Source organism: Serratia sp. FDAARGOS_506 (assembly GCF_003812745.1).
Classification (GTDB): Bacteria; Pseudomonadota; Gammaproteobacteria; order Enterobacterales; family Enterobacteriaceae; genus Serratia.
The window spans coordinates 4,059,928-4,078,269 of record NZ_CP033831.1 but is presented as its reverse complement, the minus strand read 5'-3'; the positions used below and the strand labels follow the sequence as shown (position 1 = coordinate 4,078,269).

Below are 18,342 nucleotides of genomic sequence, written 5' to 3'. Positions count from 1 at the left end.
CTGCCGAATAATTAGCAAGTTATGCTCCAAAAGTTGCCGAAACTGAGTATAGGTTTCTCGGGAAGGATAAACAGGTAAATAGTCTTAAAATCCCGCCGCGCCAGGGGAAAGGCGCGCGGTATGGCCCGCGCGTTCGCGTTAGTCGTTGACCAACTCCACCTGTACGCCCTGGCGTTTCAGCTGATGCTGATACTCGAGCGCCAAACGGGAGTCGGTGATGACTCGGCTGATCTGGCCCGGTTGCGCCAGCGGGTTGGGCTGGATTTGGCCAAATTTGCTGGAGTCCGTCAGCACGATATTCTCTACGCCCTTGGCCAGCACCGCGCTGACTACGTCGGCGCGCATCATGTCGCGGCCGGTAAAACCGGTTTCGGCCTGAAAGCCGTCAATGCCGATAAACGCCTTGTTGAAATGCACCTGCTGAATGCACAGCCGCGTAAGCGGGCCAACCACGGTCTCGCTTTTCTTCTGGTACATACCACCCAGCACAATCACGTCGCAGTCGGTTTCTTTCAGCAGATTGGCGATATAGTGGCTGACGGTGATCAGCGTAATGCGTTTGCGTTCGGCGATGTAGCGCGCCAACAGGGCGTTGGCGCTGCCGCTCTCGATAAAGATCGTTTCGCCGTCGTTGACCTGTGCGGCGGCGTACTGTGCCAGCCGCTGTTTGAGGGTGAAATTGGACATCATGCGGGCATCGACGTCGTCGCTCTCCAACGCCACGGCGGAACCGTGTACCCGCTTCAGATAACTGCGTTTTTCCAGCAGGTTAAGATCTTGCCGGATGGTGACTTCCGAGACGCCTGAGGCGCGTGCCAGCTCATTGACGCTGATCCGCCGGCGATCGTTAACCAACTGCAATATGGTCTGTTGTCGTAAATTCATATCGGCCTGATGATGCGGCCGCCAAGGCGCGGCCGCTAAGAGTCAAAGGTTTAAAGAGTATGTTCTGTACGCGCAATAATATCATCCTGCGCCTCAGGGGATAATGCGGTAAAGAAGGCGGAATAGCCAGCTACGCGAACCACTAAATCACGATATTGGTCAGGGTGTTGCTTCGCTGCCAGCAACGTTTCGCGCGACACAATGTTGTACTGCACATGCCAGCCGCGATAGCTCTCGAAGAAGGTGCGCAACATCAGCATCAGCTTTTCCCGATCGCGAGGGTTGTCCAGCGTCGCCGGGCTCAGTTTTTGGTTGAGCAGCACGCCGCCCAGGATTGCTTCGGTCGGCAACTTGGCGAGTGAATTGAACACCGCCGTCGGCCCCAGGTGGTCGGTGCCGGATGCCGGGCTGGCGCCTTCCGCCAGCGGCTGGTGCGCCTTACGGCCATCCGGAGTGGCCAGGGTAGCGGCGCCGAAGGGAACGTTGGCCGAGATAGACGAAGTGCCGGCATAGTAGCCGCCACCGATCGGCCCGCGGCCGAAGCGGGTATTGCGATACTGTTTCAGTTCCTCGATGTAGGTTTGGTAAGCGCGCACCAGCAGCCGATCGACGTCGTCCACGTCGTTGCCGTATTTGGGCGCGGTGTTGAGCAGCCGCTGGCGCAGCTGTTCCCCATCCAACCCGGCGAAGTCGTCGGCCAGCGCCGCCGCCAGCTGCTGCTGGCCGATTGTCCCTTGCTCGAACACCAGTTTGCGCACCGCCGCCAGGCTGTTGCCGAGGTTGGCGATGCCGACCTGCAGGCCGGAAACCCAGTCGTACTTGGCGCCGCCTTGCTTGATGCTTTTGCCGCGTTCGATGCAGTCATCTACCAGCGCGGAACAGAGGATATCGTGGGCATTCTCCTCCAGCACGCTGTCCACCACGCATTCGATCTCAATTGATTTACGCGTGTAGTAGCGGATTTGCCGATCCCAGGCCGCCATTACCTGCTCGAAATCGGCGAAGTTCCCTTTAGACAGCGCCTGCTCTTGCGGCAGGAAAATCTGCCCGGAGGTGGCGTCGCGGCCTTGTTCCAGCGCCGCCAATAGCACGCGGGCGAAGTTGATGAAGCTCATGCCGGTGCAGCGATAGCCCCATTTGCCGCCAACGGCGGTCTCGATGCAGCCGATGGCGGCGTAATCATAGGCATCCTGCGGTTCAACCCCCAGCTTGATAAACTCGGGAATGACGATTTCGTCGTTGTTGAACGCCGGCATACCGAAACCGCAGCGGATCACCTGCACGCAGGCGTCGAGGAAATCTGCGCTCATTCCGGCGTGGTAACGCACGTTGAGGTTGGGTTGGGTGGAGCGCAGGCGGCCGCAGGATTCGAGAATGGCGTAGGACAGCGGGTTGACCGCGTCGCACGGCCGGCCGTCGATCAGTTTTTGGCCGCCGATGGTGACGTTCTGGTACAGCGGGCTGCCGGCGGAGGCCTTGGAGTGCGAGCCGGAACGTATCTTGTTGACCTCCAACAGTTTTAGCCAGCAGCTGTGCAGCAGCTCGATGGCGTCTTCCCGCGCCAGGCTCTGCTCCAGCTCGACGTCGCGCCGATACCAGGGATAGAGATATTGATCGAGGCGGCCGAAGGAAACCGAATGGCCGTTGGATTCGATTTGCAGAGTTAGCTGGATGAAATAGCACAGCTGGAGTGCCTGCCAGAAGGTGCACGGCGGGCGATGGGCGATCAGGTCGCAGTTGTCTGCGATGGCCAGCAGCTCGGTGCGGCGCCAGTCGCGGGTTTCGCATTGCGCCATGTTGCGCGCCAGACGGGCGAAGCGCAGGATGTGTTCGCTCAGTGCCGCCAGCACGATGTCGATGGCGTTGAGAAACTGCGCTTTGTGCAGGTCTTCCCACTCGGTCAGGTGCAGGCGGCTGCGGCGCGCGTTCACCTTTTCACGCAGGCCGTCTAGGCCCAGCTCCAGCAGCAGCGGGAAGTTGACCGCCAGGTGGGCGTCGCCGGAGGTCATGTTGCCCTCGGCCTTGATGATGCCGGTGGCGAGCAGCGCCTTCTGTTCGTCGGTGAACATGCCGTAGCAGCGATCCTGCACCGTTTGGCCGCGCCACCAGGGGCAAAGATGATGCAAAATCGCCTTGTTCTCTTCGCTGACCGAGAAACCGGCGCCCGGGCGGTCGGCCAACTGGTCTATTTCGTTTTCTATCCAGCCGACGGTATATTCGGGGAAGATCGGTGCGGCGCGCAGCTCGCTGGCCTGGTTGCCGACGATCAGCTCGTCGTTGGCGATCCAGATGCTGCGCTTCGCCAGGTGGTTGGCTAGCGCCAGCGCACGGCGCACCGGCAGCGGCCGGTCCTGATGCTGCTGATAGGTTTCGGTATAGTGCTGTGCGCGTTCGGTGCACACCGGCGGTTTGACGATGTGGATCAGCGCGTTCTTATGCGCCTGAATGCGGGCGCTGAGGGTAGTCAAATCCAATGTGGTCATGGCGTTATCCTCGCAAAATGGCGGTCAGGCCTTTGGCGCCGGCGTACGCTTCGGCGAAGGCCAGCAGATCGGGCGCGTCCAGCGGCGTGCGGGCGGCGCGGTAGGGCTCGCCAAGCAGGTGATACTTGTTGATGCCCAGCGTGTGGTACGGCAGAAAATGGATCTCCGACACGCCGATCTCGTCGGCGGCGAAGTCGACAATCGCACGGACAGAATGGCGATCGGCGTTGAAATCGGGGATCAGCGGCACGCGCACGGTCATTGGCACGCCGTGTGCCGCCAGCCGGCGAAAATTGTTCATCACCCGACGGGCGGAGCCGCCGGTCCAGGTGTTGAAACGCGCTTCATCAGTGTGTTTGAGATCGGCCAACAGCAGATCCAGCCAGGGCAATGAAGGGGCGATGTAACGCCACGGAACGTGCAGACAGGATTCGACGGCGGTGTGGATGCCGGCTTCGCGGCCACGCCGCAGCAGCTCCGCCGCAACCTCCGGCTGCATAAAGGGTTCGCCGCCGGACAGCGTTAAACCGCCGCCGCTGCGCAGGTAGAAAGGCTTATCCCGCATCACCTCGGCCATGATATCGTCGGGCTTGACCGCGCTGCCGCACAGGCTGAGCGCGCCGGTCGGGCAGGCGGCGGCCAGCGCCGCATAGTCGTCTGCGCTGATGACGTCGCGCCGCAGCGTCAATGCTCCCTCGTTACGCCGCAGGCCTTGCGGGCAGTGCTCGGTGCACAGCGAACAGCCGCTCAGGCACAGGCGCTCGTCAAACAGCAGATCTGCGTGACGCGAGCGGCTTTCCGGGTTCTGACACCAGCGGCAGCTCAGCGGGCACCCTTTTAAAAAGACCACGCTGCGGATGCCGGGGCCATCATGGGTCGAGTAGCGCTGCAGATTGAAGAACATGAGTCACCCGTTTGGCGTTGCTGAATCTTTCGTCATTAAAGGTGTTTCGAATGAAAGTTGAATTGATTTTGGTCAAAGGTTGACAGGGTTTTTGCCCTATGATGATCAGAGTTTGAATCCGCCCACAGAACATGACACAGGAGTCCGTGATGGAGCTTTATCTCGATACCGCCGATGTGACTGCGGTAAAACGCCTGGCGCGCATTTTGCCGCTGCACGGCGTCACCACCAACCCGAGCATCGTGGCGAAGGAAGGTAAGCCGATCTGGGAAGTGTTGCCCGCACTGCGCGACGCCCTCGGCGGCACCGGCAAGCTGTTCGCGCAGGTGATGGCGGCCGATGCCGAGCGCATGGTGGCGGAGGCGGCGCTGCTCAGCCAGCGCGTACCGGGGCTGGTGGTCAAGATACCGGCGACCGCCGAAGGGTTGGCGGCGATCAAGAAGCTTAAAACCATGTCCATCCCGACGTTGGGCACGGCGGTATACGGCGCCGGTCAGGGGCTGCTGGCGGCCTTGGCCGGGGCGGAATATGTGGCGCCTTACGTCAATCGCCTGGACGCACAGGGCGGCGACGGTATCGAAATGGTGCACGAGCTGCAGCAGCTGTTGAGCCTGCACGCGCCATCGGCGCAGGTGCTGGCCGCCAGCTTCAAAACGCCGCGCCAGGCGCTGGAGTGCCTGCTGGCGGGCTGCCAGGCCATCACGTTGCCGGTGGATGTGGCGGAGCAATTCCTGAGCACCCCGGCGGTACAGGCCGCGGTCGAGAAGTTTGAGCAAGATTGGCAGGGCGCTTTCGGCAGCAATTTGCTGAGCTGATAACGGCCTGATGCGTTAATTTTTCTTCCGATTGACAATTAATTTTAAAGGATGGCGCATCGTAGCGTCATCCTCTCGCCTTTTCGCGATTCTTCTCGTCTTTGCCGCTTTCCATATGTCTTTTGCTTCGCTGTAGCATAAAGCAGTTGATTTTTGACCTCTATAGACCATAATCCGCCTGAGGGAATTTTATTTACATTCATTTACGTAATTTATGGTTTTGACTAAATAAATAACCATAAAGTAACGGTGAGGGGCCAGGGATGCGCTCAGATACTGCTCGTGCTTTACTTTATTTTATCCGCGGTGGACTGTCGGGATTATTGATCGGCGTTGTACCACTGTTTTCCGCCTCAGCGTCTACCAGCGATGGCGTGGCCTCCATTGATGCCCGCGAGCAGCAGCGCCAGCAGGAGCGCGAGCGCGCTCTGCAACAGCAAAATGCCCCACAGGCCGATGCGCGCCTCTCCCGTCCCGACGTTGTGCTGCCCGATTACCCCACACACGAACGTCCTTGTTTCATCATCAACCGGCTAACGTTGGTCGGTGATTCCGCCGATCGCTTTCAATGGGCGCTGGGCGCCGCTGCGGATGCCAAAGGGCGCTGTTTGGGCAGCCAGGGCATTGTGCTCATCATCAATAAGGTGCAAAACGTCATACTGGCCAAGGGCTATGTCACGACACGCGTGATGGCGCAAGAGCAGGATCTGACTACGGGCGTGTTGGCGCTGACGTTGCAACCGGGGCGCATTGGTGAGATCCGCTTTGAGGAGCCGGTCTCCTGGCGTGGGCGGCTGTGGAACGCTATTCCGGCTTCACGCGGTGATATTCTCAACCTGCGCGATGTCGAACAGGGGCTGGAAAACTTCAGGCGGGTACCCAGCGCCAATGCCGACATTAAAATTGTACCCGGCGCCGAGGACGCCACCAGCGATCTGCAGGTCAACTGGCACGAGGGGCGTCCGGTGCGGCTGAGTTTGGGGTTGGACGACAGCGGCTCCAAAAGCACCGGCCGTTATCTCGGTTCGGCCACTCTGGCAATCGATGCCCCGTTTGCGCAAAATGATCTGTTCTACGCCAACATCGGCAATGATGTGTTCCAGCACGGGCCGTTCGGCAACCGTTCACATACGCTGAACTACTTCTTCCCTGTGGGGTATTGGGCCTTCTCGGCCAATTACAACGACTACACCTACCATCAGAACATCCCCAACGTTAACGAGGTGCTGCGCTACAGCGGCAAGAGCGACAACATTCTGTTGACCGTCTCCCGATTGCTGTACCGCGACCAGTCGCACAAGACCACGTTCAATGTGCGCGGGTATCGCAAACACTCCACTAACCACGTGGGCGACGTTGAAGTGACCAAGCAAAAGCGGCGTACCGCCGGCTGGGAGGTTGGGATCAACCAGCGTAGCTACCTCGGTACCACCACCTTGGATGCGAATATCAGCTGGCGCCGCGGTACCGGCGCCTTGGGGGCGCTGCGCGCGCCGGAGGAAGCCAATCACGACGGCTCGGCGCGTACCGGCATACTACTCGGTGATGTGGGGATCAATCAGCCTTTCTCATTGTGGGAGCAGCCCTGGCGGGTTTATGCCAGCGTGCGGGGGCAGTGGAGCTCGAATGCGCTGACGCCGCAGGAGCGGATGGCCATTGGCGGGCGTTACACGGTGCGCGGTTTTGACGGCGAACAGATGCTGTCCGGCGAAAAGGGCCTGCTGTGGCGCAATGAAATCGCCTGGAATGCGTTTTCTCGCGGCCACGAGCTGTACCTGGCCGCCGACTATGGCCGGGTGGACGGGCCTAACGCGCGTGGCTTGCCGGGCCGGCAGTTGGCGGGCAGCGCGCTCGGCGTTCGCGGTGCGCTGTGGGGGCGGCTCAGCTATGACCTGTTTGCCGGCGTGCCGCTGTACAAACCTGCAGGGTTCCACACTTCAGGGGCCAGCGCCGGCTTCAGCGTAAACCTGGAAATCTGAACATCGCGATAACGACAACGTTGCCGATACCGATCTGAACGGACTGACTTTTCTCACGGATGTGACCCATGAACAAACATTGCTATCGCCTTATCTTCAGCCGCACCCACGGGGAGTTGCGGGTAGTGTCCGAACTGGCTCGCAGTTGCAGCAGCGAACCGGGGCAGCGCATCGGTTCAGGGATAACAGCTGGAAGTCGTTTGTGGGTCACCGTGCGTCGATCAGTGTGGCTGCTTGGGCTATTGATGTTCGCCGGCCCCGTCATGGCAGATGGCATTGTCGCGGACGGCGGCGCCAACCCTACCCAGCGGCCGGAGGTCATCAATACCCAGAACGGTTTGCCGCAGGTCAACATCACCGCCCCCAACCAGGCAGGGATCTCGCATAACCAGTATCAGCAGTTCGATGTCGACGCCAAAGGTGCCATCCTCAACAACTCGGCGGTGATGACCTCGACCCAGATGGCCGGGATGATCCAGGGCAACCCTAACCTCAATCCCAACGCCGCGCCGGCACGCGTCATCCTCAACGAAGTCAACAGCAATAATCCCAGCCAGCTGCGCGGTTTTATGGAGGTGGCCGGCGGCAAGGCTCAGGTGATTGTGGCCAACCCTGCCGGGATCGTCTGCAACGGCTGTGGCACCATCAACGCCGGTCGAATGACGCTGACTACCGGCAAACCGCAAATGAACGCCGACGGCAGCGTGGCGGGTTATCAGGTTGAGCGCGGGGTGGTGCGCATCGAGGGAGGCGGGCTCAACGGAGATGCGCGCCATGATACCGAATACGTTGATATTTTGGCGCGCGCGGTGGAGGTCAACGCCGGCGTCTGGGCTAAAGAAGGGCTGACGGTGGTGGCCGGCCGTAACCGGGTGAGTGCAGACGGCAAAACCGCAGTGCCGCTTTCGGATGACGGGAGTGCCAAACCTGAATTGGCCATCGATATGGGGCAGATGGGCGGCATGTACAGCGGCAGTATCCGCATGATTGGCACTGAAGCCGGCGTCGGTGTGCGTAATCAGAACGGGCAGGTGCAAGCAGGTAAAACGCTCACTGTTAGCAGCGAAGGCAAACTCAGTTGGCGGTCTGATGCACCGGATGCGGGCACGCAGGCCGGCGGCGACATGCAGCTGGCGGCAAAAAGCGACGTTGATATACACGGCAAAGTGTACGGTGGCGGCCAATTGGCCGTACAGAGTCGCGAGGGAATATTAACGCAATCCGGTACGCTGGCGGCGGCCGGGAATGTGCACTTGAACGCCGAGCGCGGCATTCAAACCAGTGGCCACCTGCTGGCGGGCAGTAATGCCGACAGCACGTTGGTCCATGATGCCAATCTGCAGCTTGATAGCCAGGGCGATATCCGCGCCAGTGGCAGTCTGCTCGCTAAAAAGAACGTCAATGCGACCGGGCACCGGGTGGATATCAGCGGCGCGCAGGTCGGAGCAGGCCGTACCGCGCTGACGGCACGGGAAGGTGGCGTGGCATTGCGCCAGTCCACCGTAGACAGCGGTGAGCTTGTCGTGCGTACGGAAGGGAATGTGGATGCGCAGCAGGCCAAGGTCAAGGCCGGGCGCTGGGCGGTCGATGCCGACAGTCTTTTCAACCAACAGGCCACTTGGTCACAGGCTGGTGACGGTGAGAATCGCTTCACGTTGGCGGGCGAGCTGGATAACAGTGATGGCACCATCGAGACGCAGAGCCTCCTGCTTTCGGCCGGCCAACTGGTCAATCAGCGTGGCCGCCTGGTGGCGTTGGGTGAAACGGCGCAGCACTGGCGAGTGGGTGGCCTGATCGACAATGCTGGCGGAACGGTGGGCAGCAACGGCGACCTGCGCCTGGATGCCGGCAGCCTCGATAATCAGAGCGGCACGGTAAAAACCCAGGCGGGCTTCACGCTCCATGCTGATGGCGCGGTGAATAATGCCGGGGGCAACCTGCTGGCCGGGAATGGCCTGACGCTTGAAGCGGGCAGCGAGCTGAATAACGCGTCCGGTACCCTGAGCGGTGCAGACGTGCGTCTGGCGGTACAACGGCTGGATAACGCGCAGGGGCAGGTCATTGGCCAGGGAAATCTCGACCTGACGGCCAGTCACCTGGATAACCAACGCGGCCTGATTGGCGCCGGCAAAGCGCTGGATATCCGTACCGGCGACTGGGATAACCGCGGCGGCATCGCGCAAGGCGAAACGGTCGTCACGGCAACGGCGGGTAACCTTAACAACGACGGTGGCAAGCTGCTGTCCGGCCAGACGTCAACCCTGAAGACCACGGGCAACGTTACCAACCGCAGCGGTGAAATCAGCGCCGAGGTGCTGACGGTGAATACTGACCGTCTAGACAACACGCAGGGCAAGGTGATTGGTCAGCAACGGCTTGACCTGCATGCCCGCCAGGGCCTGAACAACACTCAAGGGCTGCTGGGCGCCGGTGAGGCACTGGCGGTGAGCAGCCAGGGCGAATTGAACAATCGTGGTGGCACGGTACAGGGGAATGGGCAAACCCGCGTGGCGGCGCGGGACGTACGCAACGAAGCCGGCAAACTGCTGGGCGGGCAACGGCTCACTCTCACTGCGGCGGGGGCGCTTGGCAACCGCGAGGGGGAAATCAGCGGCGAGTCGTTCACGCTAACGGCGCAGCAGGTGGATAACGCTCAGGGCAAGATGGTCGCCAGGCAGGATGCGAACCTGACGGCGCAGCAAGGGCTGAACAACACCGCCGGCTGGCTTGAAGCCGGCAATACACTCTCCGTCAAGACCGATGGCGATTGGGACAATCAGGGCGGCACTGCACAAGGTGGCCGTCAGATCACCGCCACCGCGCAGACTCTCGACAATACCGGTGGCCGGCTGCAGTCTGGTGGAGATCTTGGTCTTGATGCCGCCGGCAGTATCCTCAATCGCACTGGTAAACTGACCGCGCAACAGGCTCTCGATATCCGGGTCGGCGCTGCCAGCCTGTTTGACAACGATGGCGGCTCACTGCAGAGCGGCGGCGATCTGTCTCTGCAGGGAGGCCAGTTGACCAACCGCGCTGCAGGGATGGTGCTGGGCGGCCAGGCGCTTTCTCTGACGCTGACGGGGAGCTGGGACAACCAAAACGGTACCTTGACCGGCAATGGCCGCACGCAGGTGCGCGCCGCCAGCCTGCTCAATGCCCAGGGCGCCATCAATGCCTTGGGCAGCCTGGACATGCAGTTCAGCGACCGGCTGGATAATGGGCAGGGGCGTATTTTCAGCGCGCTGTCTCAAACGCTCCGGGGGCAGGCCATCTCCAACGCGCAGGGGTGGATGGGCAGCCAGGGGAGCTGGCGGGCCATAAGCAGCGGTTTTGACAATACGCAGGGCAGCGTACAGAGCCAGCAGGATGCACAGCTGGCGGCTGACTGGCTCAATAATACCAAAGGTGTACTGCAATCGGCGCAAAACCTGGCGCTGCGCATCAAACAGGATATCGATAATCGCAGCGGCAAGGTCTCGGCGCAGGGGCAACTGACTGTACAAGGGGCCGCTGACGGCGAACACGCCGGCGCCATCAATAACGCCGGCGGTCAGTGGCTGGCCGGCGAGGGGCTGAGTATCGCCGCCCGCGCCCTCGATAATACACAGGGTGGGTTGCTGTACAGCCAGAAACAACAGCGCCTTACGCTGAGCGATGCGCTGAATAACCGCGATGGGAAAGTGCAGAGTGGCGAGGCGCTTCAACTTGACGCACAAGCGCTGAATAATGCCGACGGGACGATAGACGGCCAGCAACAGGTGGCGCTGCGCATTCTTGGCTTGCTGGAGAATACCGGTGGCGCCGTGCGCAGTAATGGTGACCAGCAGGTGGCGGCGTCCGGTATCAATAACGCGCGCGGCGTATTCAGCAGCCGTGGCGGTATCACGGTGACATCAAAGCAGCTGGACAACGACGGCGGTACGCTCATCAGCCAGGGCGCGGGCATCTACCGACTCGACCAGCTTAACAATCAGCACGGCAAGGTGCACAGCGGCGACGCGCTCACCCTTGAGGGGGCGCAGGTCAATAACCAGGGTGGGCAACTGGTGTCAACCCAGGGGCTGATACTCAAGGCCGGGATGCTCGATAACAGCGGACAGGGCACGCTGAGCAGCCAGGCAGCAATCAATCTGCTGGTAGGCCGCCTGAACAACCGCGATGGCGGGCTGATACTGGGCACCACGCGTACCGATATCGCCGCGCGCGACATCGACAACACGGCTGGACGGCTTCAGAGCGCCGGCCAGCTGACGCTCACGAAGGTGGCCTCGTTGGACAACCGCCAGGGGCGCATCCTTGCCAACGGCAATCTCGACATCAATGCCGACCAGTCACCGACCGATTCGCCGCTGGCGCTGCTCAACCAGGGCGGGCGCATGGAAAGTGCGGCTCACCTGACGGCGCATGCGCGCACCCTGGATAACCAGAACGGTACCCTGCTGGGCTTGCAGGCGGTGACGCTGTCCGCGCAGCAGGACTACACCCACCAGGCCGGCGACACCGTCAGCAGTAACGGTACGGTGGCGTTCTCCCTGAGCGGCGCCTTTACCAACCTGGCGGACTGGTTGCTGCCGGGCAATCTGGCGCTCACTGCGGCCAGCATCACCAATCCGGCCATCTTGGTGGGTAAAACGCTGCAACTGACGACAGGGGCACTGCAAAATACCGGGCGCCTTGAGGCTGACAGTATGACGCTGAACGTCGATACCCTGGACAATGCCGCTGCGCTGATGGGCGACGACATCGCCGTGTACGGGCGCATCATCGACAACCACGGCGCGCCTGCGGTGATGGCGGCGACCCGCAGTCTGACGGTGCAGGCCGGTGAGCGCCTGACCAACCGGGAGGGGGCATTGATCTACAGCGCCGACCGTCTGCAGTTGCACAGTGATGACCTGATTGAGAACCGGGCGAGCTTTATCGAAGCGGATGGTGATGCTACCGTGGAGGCCCGTCGCCTGAACAACCTGCGTGAAGGGCTGGTGATTGAGCGTGACGCCGAGAAAAGCGACTACAAATGGCACCGCTACAACTACTACTGGCGCTCCTACGGTTCAAAGGTCAATCCCGACAAAAGCACCATGGCGCCGACCACCCAACAGCTGACTTATCAGGATGACGCGGCGGCGCAAACCAACCGCTACGGCACCCTGCTGGCCATTGATGCGGCGGGCAAGCGCGCACAGGTGCGGGTCAAGGACAATAAGGGCCAACTGACCGACCTGTGGGTCAACTACCTGGCGCTCAAGCCGAATGCCGACGGCAGCTATGCGATGACGTTCTACGAAACGCGGGGGGGAAACCAGCTGGCGACTATCCCAACGCCTTACCAAAACGGCTTCCATTGGGAACACGACTGGACGCAGGTGATGACCTGGGATCCCGAAAAGCATGTCGACATCGACAGCGCGCCATTCATCACCGATTACAACAACTTCCGCGAGCGTACCGAAAGCGGCACGCTGACGCGCGACAGGCTGGTCTCCGAGGGCATCGGTGCGCGCATTCTGGCGGGCGGCAATATGGTGCTGCGCATCACGGGAGCGTTGCTCAATGACGCCAGCGTCATTACCGCCAACGGCAATCTGACGCAGGACGGCGGCGGCAGCGTGGACAACCGCGGTTACTCGGTTAACGAGCGGCGTCAGGCGGCTATCGTTGACCATTATGATAAGGACACGCATCACTGGTACCCCACGTTCAACCGGGACGAAACCACGGCGCTGGCGACCGTTGATGGCGTGATCACCGGCAATGGCACGGTCACCATCAACGGCGCCCGCATCACCAACACCACGGTCAATCAGGCGCAAATCAGTCAACTTGATGCGGCGTTGAAGGCAGTAGATGCCGAACGCGCCGAGCTTGAACGCAATCCGCTGGCCTTCACGGTAGAGGGTGCTGCCCGACCTGACGGCGATACAACGTTGGCACAGGGCGAACAGATGACGCAACCCGGCGCCACGCCGTCCTCGCCGCTGGGGCGCCCGCTGTTGCCGTCTGAGCTGGCGCTGACGCAGTTACAGCATCTGGGCAATGTGGCCACCACCATCCCCAATAACGGCTTGTTTAGTCAACATACGGCGACCGGTAGCCCGTTCCTAGTGGTGACCGATGAACGCTTTACCCGCCGCGACAACTTTATCAGCAGCGACTATATGCTGGGGCGCGTAGGGTATGACCCCGCGCAGGCTCATAAGCGCCTGGGCGATGGCTTTTACGAGCAGCGCCTGGTGCGCGAGCAGGTGCTGGCGCTGACCGGAAAACCGTCCGTCAAGGGCTGGGATGCGATGGAACAGTATCAGCAACTGATGAACAACGGCAGCAAAGTCGCCCAGGATTTCCATCTGGTGCCGGGCGTGGCCTTGACGCCGGAGCAAATTGCGGCGCTGCAACAGGATATCGTCTGGCTGGTGAGCGAGACGGTGCAAACGGAAGGCGGCCCGCAAACGGTATGGGTGCCAAAGGTGTACCTGGCACAGACTACATTGCGCCTGACCGGTGATGGCGCGGTGATTGGCGGTGGCGACCTGCAACTCTCGGCAAACAGCATCACCAATGCCGGCAACCTGTTTGCCGACAAAGCCCTGACGGTCGACGCCGGGCAGTTCCTGCACCAGGGGGGCGACATCAAAGCCGACAGCATTGACGTGCAGGCAGACAGTCTGGCCATGAGCACTAACCTGCAGGACGCACTGCGCCAGGCGACGATGAGCGCCGGCGATATTCGCCTGCGCGGCACAGATATCACGCTCACGGGAGCGAAGCTTGATGCGACAGATACGCTCAACCTAAGCGCGCGCAATGACCTTACCATCACCGCCGCGAAAAGCAGCCATACCGCCGATTTTGAGGTTATTTCCGGTTCAATGGGTAACCGCACCCGCGGTGGCACGGAAGAGGCAGGCTCCCGGATGGCGCACGTTAGCGGCGAATGGCAGCAGGCTCTGGGGAGTGAGCTTAACGCCGGCGGCAACCTCACGCTCAATGCCGGGCGAGACGTCACGTTCACGGGCAGCCAGGCCAGCGCCGCCGGCAGCACCCGCGTGCAGGCCGGCGGCGATATCAACATCGGGGCCGAAAGCACCACCAACACCACACACCTGAACGCCAACAGCCGTACGTCATCCGTCAGCAACGACCGCCAGGAAGAGCGGCTGACATTAAGCACGCTCGGCGGCGACCAGGGCGTCACCCTGGTGGCGGGCAACCGCCTGTTGGCCGAAGGTGTGCAGATTGACAGCAAAGAGGGGCGTATTGGCGTCAGCGCGCAGGACGTGACCATTAAAGACGCGCGTACCCGCACGCAAGACCAGGACAGCGAAAACAAACGCGAGGGCAAAACCAAAAGCCATCGCATCGAGCAAACCGAGCGCGAAATCAGCACCGGCAGCACCTTCAGCGCGCGCGACGGCGTGACAGTGGTCGGGCGTGAAGGTGACGTTACGGTCACCGGCAGTACCCTGCACAGCGAACAGGGCGCTGTTGCCCTGCAGGCGAAACAGGATGTGACCCTCAATACCGCCACCGAACGCGAGTCAACCTTCAGTGAAGAGCGGTCTCAGAAAAAGGGCTTCCTGAAAAAAAGCAGCAGCCACAGTATCGCCAATGACGCGGCCACGCGCGAGAAAGGCAGCCTGCTGAGCGGCAACAGCGTCAGCGTTAACGCCGGTAACGACCTGACGGTTACCGGCTCGGCCATTGCCGCCGACCAGGACGTGAACCTGCAGGCCGGCCGTAACGTTGACATCGGTGCGGCCACCGAGACCGACACGCATTACCGACTGGAAGAGAAGAAAAAGAGCGGCCTGCTGGGCAGCGGTGGCATTGGGTTTACGATTGGCAAACAGTCGAGTAAACACGAAATCGACGAGAAAGGCCGGACCCAGAACCAGAGCGTCAGCACCGTCGGCAGCAGCCAGGGCAGCGTCAACATCACGGCGGGCAACCAACTGCACATTGGCGGCGCCGACCTGGTGGCGGGCAAGGACCTGACGTTGACCGGCGACAGCGTAACTATCGACCCCGGCTACGATCAACGCACGCGCAAAGAAACCTACGAGCAGAAGCAGAGCGGTCTAAGCGTGGCGCTGTCGGGCACCGTAGGCGGCGCGCTCAATACCGCCGTCAGCTCGGCGCAGCAGGCGCGAAAAGAAGGCGATGGGCGCCTGAACGCGCTGCAAAATACCAAGGCGGCGCTGTCCGGCGTGCAGGCTGCACAGGCTGCTGAACTCGACAAACTCAACACAGATGCGGGGAAAGGCGCCACCAACACCGTCGGCATCAGCGCCTCCTGGGGCAGCCAGTCGTCGAAGAGCGAAACCCGCACCGACAGCCGCCAGTCGCAGGGCAGCACGCTCACCGCCGGGCAAAATCTGTCGATAACGGCGAACGGCAAGAACCACAATGCACAGAGTGGCGATATCGCCATCACCGGCAGCCAGCTGAAAGCGGGCAAAGACCTGTCGCTCGATGCGGCGCGGGACATTACCCTGCAGTCGGCGCAGAACAGCGAAAGCACCGTCGGCAAGAACAGCAGCAAAGGCGGCAACGTCGGTGTCGGCATCGGCGCCGGTTCGGGCGGGTACGGCATCAGCGTCTCGGCCGGCGTCAATGCCGGCAAGGGGCATGAGAATGGCAACGGTCTGACTCATGCCGAAACCACCCTGGATGCCGGCAGTCATCTCAACCTGACCAGCGGCCGCGACACCCGGCTTATCGGCGCGCAGGCGAGCGGGGAAAAGGTCACCGTCGACGTGGGCCGTGACCTTCGGCTTGAAAGCGAACAGGACAGCGACCGCTATGACGCCAAACAGCAAAACGCCAGCGCGGGCGGCAGCTTCACCTTCGGTTCGATGACCGGCTCAGCCAACGTAAGCGCCGGCAAGGACAAGCTGCACAGCAACTTCGACTCGGTGAAAGAGCAGACCGGGCTGTTTGCCGGCAAGGGCGGGTATGACGTCAAGGTCAAAGAACACACCCAGCTCGACGGCGCTGTGATTGCAAGCCAAGCTGACAAGGGGAAAAACCGCCTCGATACTGGCACGCTGGGCTGGACGGACATCCACAACCAGGCGGACTACAGCGCAACGCACAGCGGCGGGTCATTCAGCACCGGCGGGCCGGTGGGCAAGGATCTGCTGACCAACATGGCCGGCGGCATGCTGTCGGGTGCCAACAACAGCGGGCATGCCGAGGGCGCGACGAAGGCCGGCGTCAGTGAGGGTACGCTGATAGTTCGCGACAAAGACAAACAGCAACAGGATGTGGCGCAGCTAAACCGTGATACGGATAACGCCAACGCCGGCAGCATCAGCCCGATATTCAACAAGGAGAAGGAGCAGAACCGGCTCAAACAAGCTCAGCTTATCGGCGAGATCGGCGGCCAGGCGATGGATGTCATCCGCACGCAGGGGGATATCGCCGGGCTGAAAGAGGCCCTGAAGGCGCACCCTGAGCTCAAGGGCAACGAGACGGCGCTGAAGCAGACCGACGCCTACCGTAAGGCAATGAAGGAATACGGCACTGGCAGCGATTTGCAGAAGGCGGCGCAGGCGGTAACGGGTGCGTTGACGGCGCTGGCGGGCAATAACCTGGCGGGTGCGCTGGCGAGCGGTGCTTCGCCGTACCTGGCGACGGAAATCAAGAAACTGACCACCAATCCGCTGACCGGTAAGGTTGATGTTGCTGCCAACGCGATGGCGCACGCGGTGCTGGGGGCGGTGACTGCGGAGCTGAACAACCAGTCGGCCGCAGCAGGCGGACTGGGCGCGGGCGGCGGTGAACTGGCGGCGCGCTACATTGCCGGTCAGCTGTTCCCGGGCAAGACGGCGCAGCAGCTGAGCGAAAGCGAGAAACAACAGGTGAGCACGCTGAGCCAGTTGGCCGCAGGGCTTGCAGGCGGGCTGGCGACGGGGGATACTGCGGGAGCGGTGACCGGCGGGCAGGCCGGGAAGAATGCGGTTGAGAATAATCATCTCAACCAACCGCAACAGCAAAGCCGCAGTGAAGAGCTTGCCGCCTGTAATGGAAACAGCGGTTGCAGGGCGGATGTCAGGCAAAAATACGCCGCTGAATATGACCACGTGCAGGCTGAGATAGCGAACTGTGCTTCACCAGAGCATTGTATATCGCTTGCCAAAGAGCTTAAGGGCTGGCTGGGTGATTATAGTGCCCGGATGACTGAGCTTGAAACCAAAGCACGCAACGAAGGCATAGGTTCACTCACGACGGCAGAAACGCAGGAATGGGTCAATCTGCGTGGTGCGATGTCAAATATTGATGCTTCGCGTGATCTGTTGGTACATCGTGCCCAAATATTAGGAGGTTCTGAGGAGACTTCTAAAGAAATCGCTAGTATCTTGGGGCAGACGGGGATAGCGAGTGCGGCTGGCGTTGCTGCTGGGGTTGGGAAAGGGAATAGCGGAAATAAAGGAAGTGCTATACCCGCACCAGAACCAATTACAGCCACTAATGGATTGGTATACAAGTCGAATCCTAAACATACATTAGGGCAGCAAGGTAATAGACCTAACGCAGGTATTGAACCTAAAGACTCGGTAAAGCTTTTTGAGCAGTCAATCCCGAGCACGAAGCAATATCCGAATAAAGAGGTTAGATTCGCCGTGGATAGTAGGGGAGTTATACATCGTTTTGAAGGGACCAATGGACAGTATCATTGGAATGGTAGCACTGGTGATAAAAATGCACTGACAAGTGATCAGATACCGAGCGCTGTGCAGAAACAACTAGGAGTAAGAGTAAAATGATTTATGGTGATCCGTTTTATTTTTCACTCCAATTTGATGTGGTCGAGGCCTGGAATGCACCTGGGGATGTTTGGCGAAATGGACTTTTCTCATTATATGTTAATGGTGATAAGATATTCGATGTGGTAGATGTCTTTGAATTAATGACGACGTTCAGTTTTTATTCAAAATCCCCAGTTGATGACTTGGTTGTCAATGATGTAAACATAGATGCGACTGATCTTTATAAAAATGCCAGAGACTACTTCATTGGTGATGGCGAATCGCTGATTAACGGTCTGTTTGACATGACATGTACGGCGATGGGTGATAATGATTGTTATCTTTACTTTATCAAAACAAGTTCTGGCGATAGATTGGTATGGAGTGCTGATCGCGGTGTTAAAATAAATGAAGTAATGCTCCCGTCGGGAACAATACTTGATGTGATTAATAAAATGCGTTTAAGCCATTTATAAAACAGTTACCCCAGCCTTGGCTAGGGTAGTCGCTTTTATGTGTAACGGC

The 18,342-nt window shown here is 60.4% G+C and carries 7 protein-coding genes; 4 read left to right on the top strand and 3 right to left on the bottom strand.

Translation table 11 applies throughout. From position 1 onward, the window contains the following. Nucleotides 1-138: 138 nt before the first annotated feature. The 3 genes from EGY12_RS19695 to EGY12_RS19685 are packed head-to-tail and all read right to left on the bottom strand — an operon-like array spanning nucleotide 139 to nucleotide 4,272. Nucleotides 139-885: a DNA-binding transcriptional regulator YciT gene (locus tag EGY12_RS19695; protein ID WP_049271273.1), complete on the bottom strand. Its 747-nt coding sequence runs from the start codon at nucleotides 883-885 to the stop codon at nucleotides 139-141. Nucleotides 886-935: 50 nt separating this feature from the next. Further along, nucleotides 936-3,368, bottom strand: coding sequence for a formate C-acetyltransferase/glycerol dehydratase family glycyl radical enzyme (locus EGY12_RS19690; RefSeq protein WP_123895092.1), 2,433 nt, complete (start codon nucleotides 3,366-3,368; stop codon nucleotides 936-938). A 4-nt stretch (nucleotides 3,369-3,372) separates the two neighbouring features. Beyond that, nucleotides 3,373-4,272, bottom strand: coding sequence for a glycyl-radical enzyme activating protein (locus EGY12_RS19685; RefSeq protein WP_123895091.1), 900 nt, complete (start codon nucleotides 4,270-4,272; stop codon nucleotides 3,373-3,375). A 149-nt stretch (nucleotides 4,273-4,421) separates the two neighbouring features. Between EGY12_RS19685 and fsa the strand changes: the two genes are divergently transcribed. From fsa to EGY12_RS19665, 4 genes are all read left to right on the top strand, one after another. Next, a complete protein-coding gene (fsa, locus tag EGY12_RS19680; protein ID WP_123895090.1) occupies nucleotides 4,422-5,087 on the top strand; it encodes a fructose-6-phosphate aldolase in 666 nt (221 codons plus the stop codon). A gap of 263 nt (nucleotides 5,088-5,350) precedes the next feature. After that, a complete protein-coding gene (locus EGY12_RS19675) occupies nucleotides 5,351-7,066 on the top strand; it encodes a ShlB/FhaC/HecB family hemolysin secretion/activation protein (RefSeq protein ID WP_123895089.1) in 1,716 nt (571 codons plus the stop codon). Nucleotides 7,067-7,134: 68 nt separating this feature from the next. After that, the gene (locus EGY12_RS19670; RefSeq protein ID WP_123895088.1) at nucleotides 7,135-17,835 is read left to right on the top strand and encodes a hemagglutinin repeat-containing protein; all 10,701 of its coding nucleotides are present in this window, start codon (nucleotides 7,135-7,137) and stop codon (nucleotides 17,833-17,835) included. Beyond that, nucleotides 17,832-18,293 carry an immunity 42 family protein gene (locus EGY12_RS19665; RefSeq protein WP_123895087.1) on the top strand — a complete coding sequence of 154 codons (462 nt, stop codon included), beginning with the start codon at nucleotides 17,832-17,834 and terminating at the stop codon, nucleotides 18,291-18,293. The genes EGY12_RS19670 and EGY12_RS19665 overlap by 4 nt, the downstream gene beginning before the upstream one ends. Nucleotides 18,294-18,342: the final 49 nt, after the last annotated feature.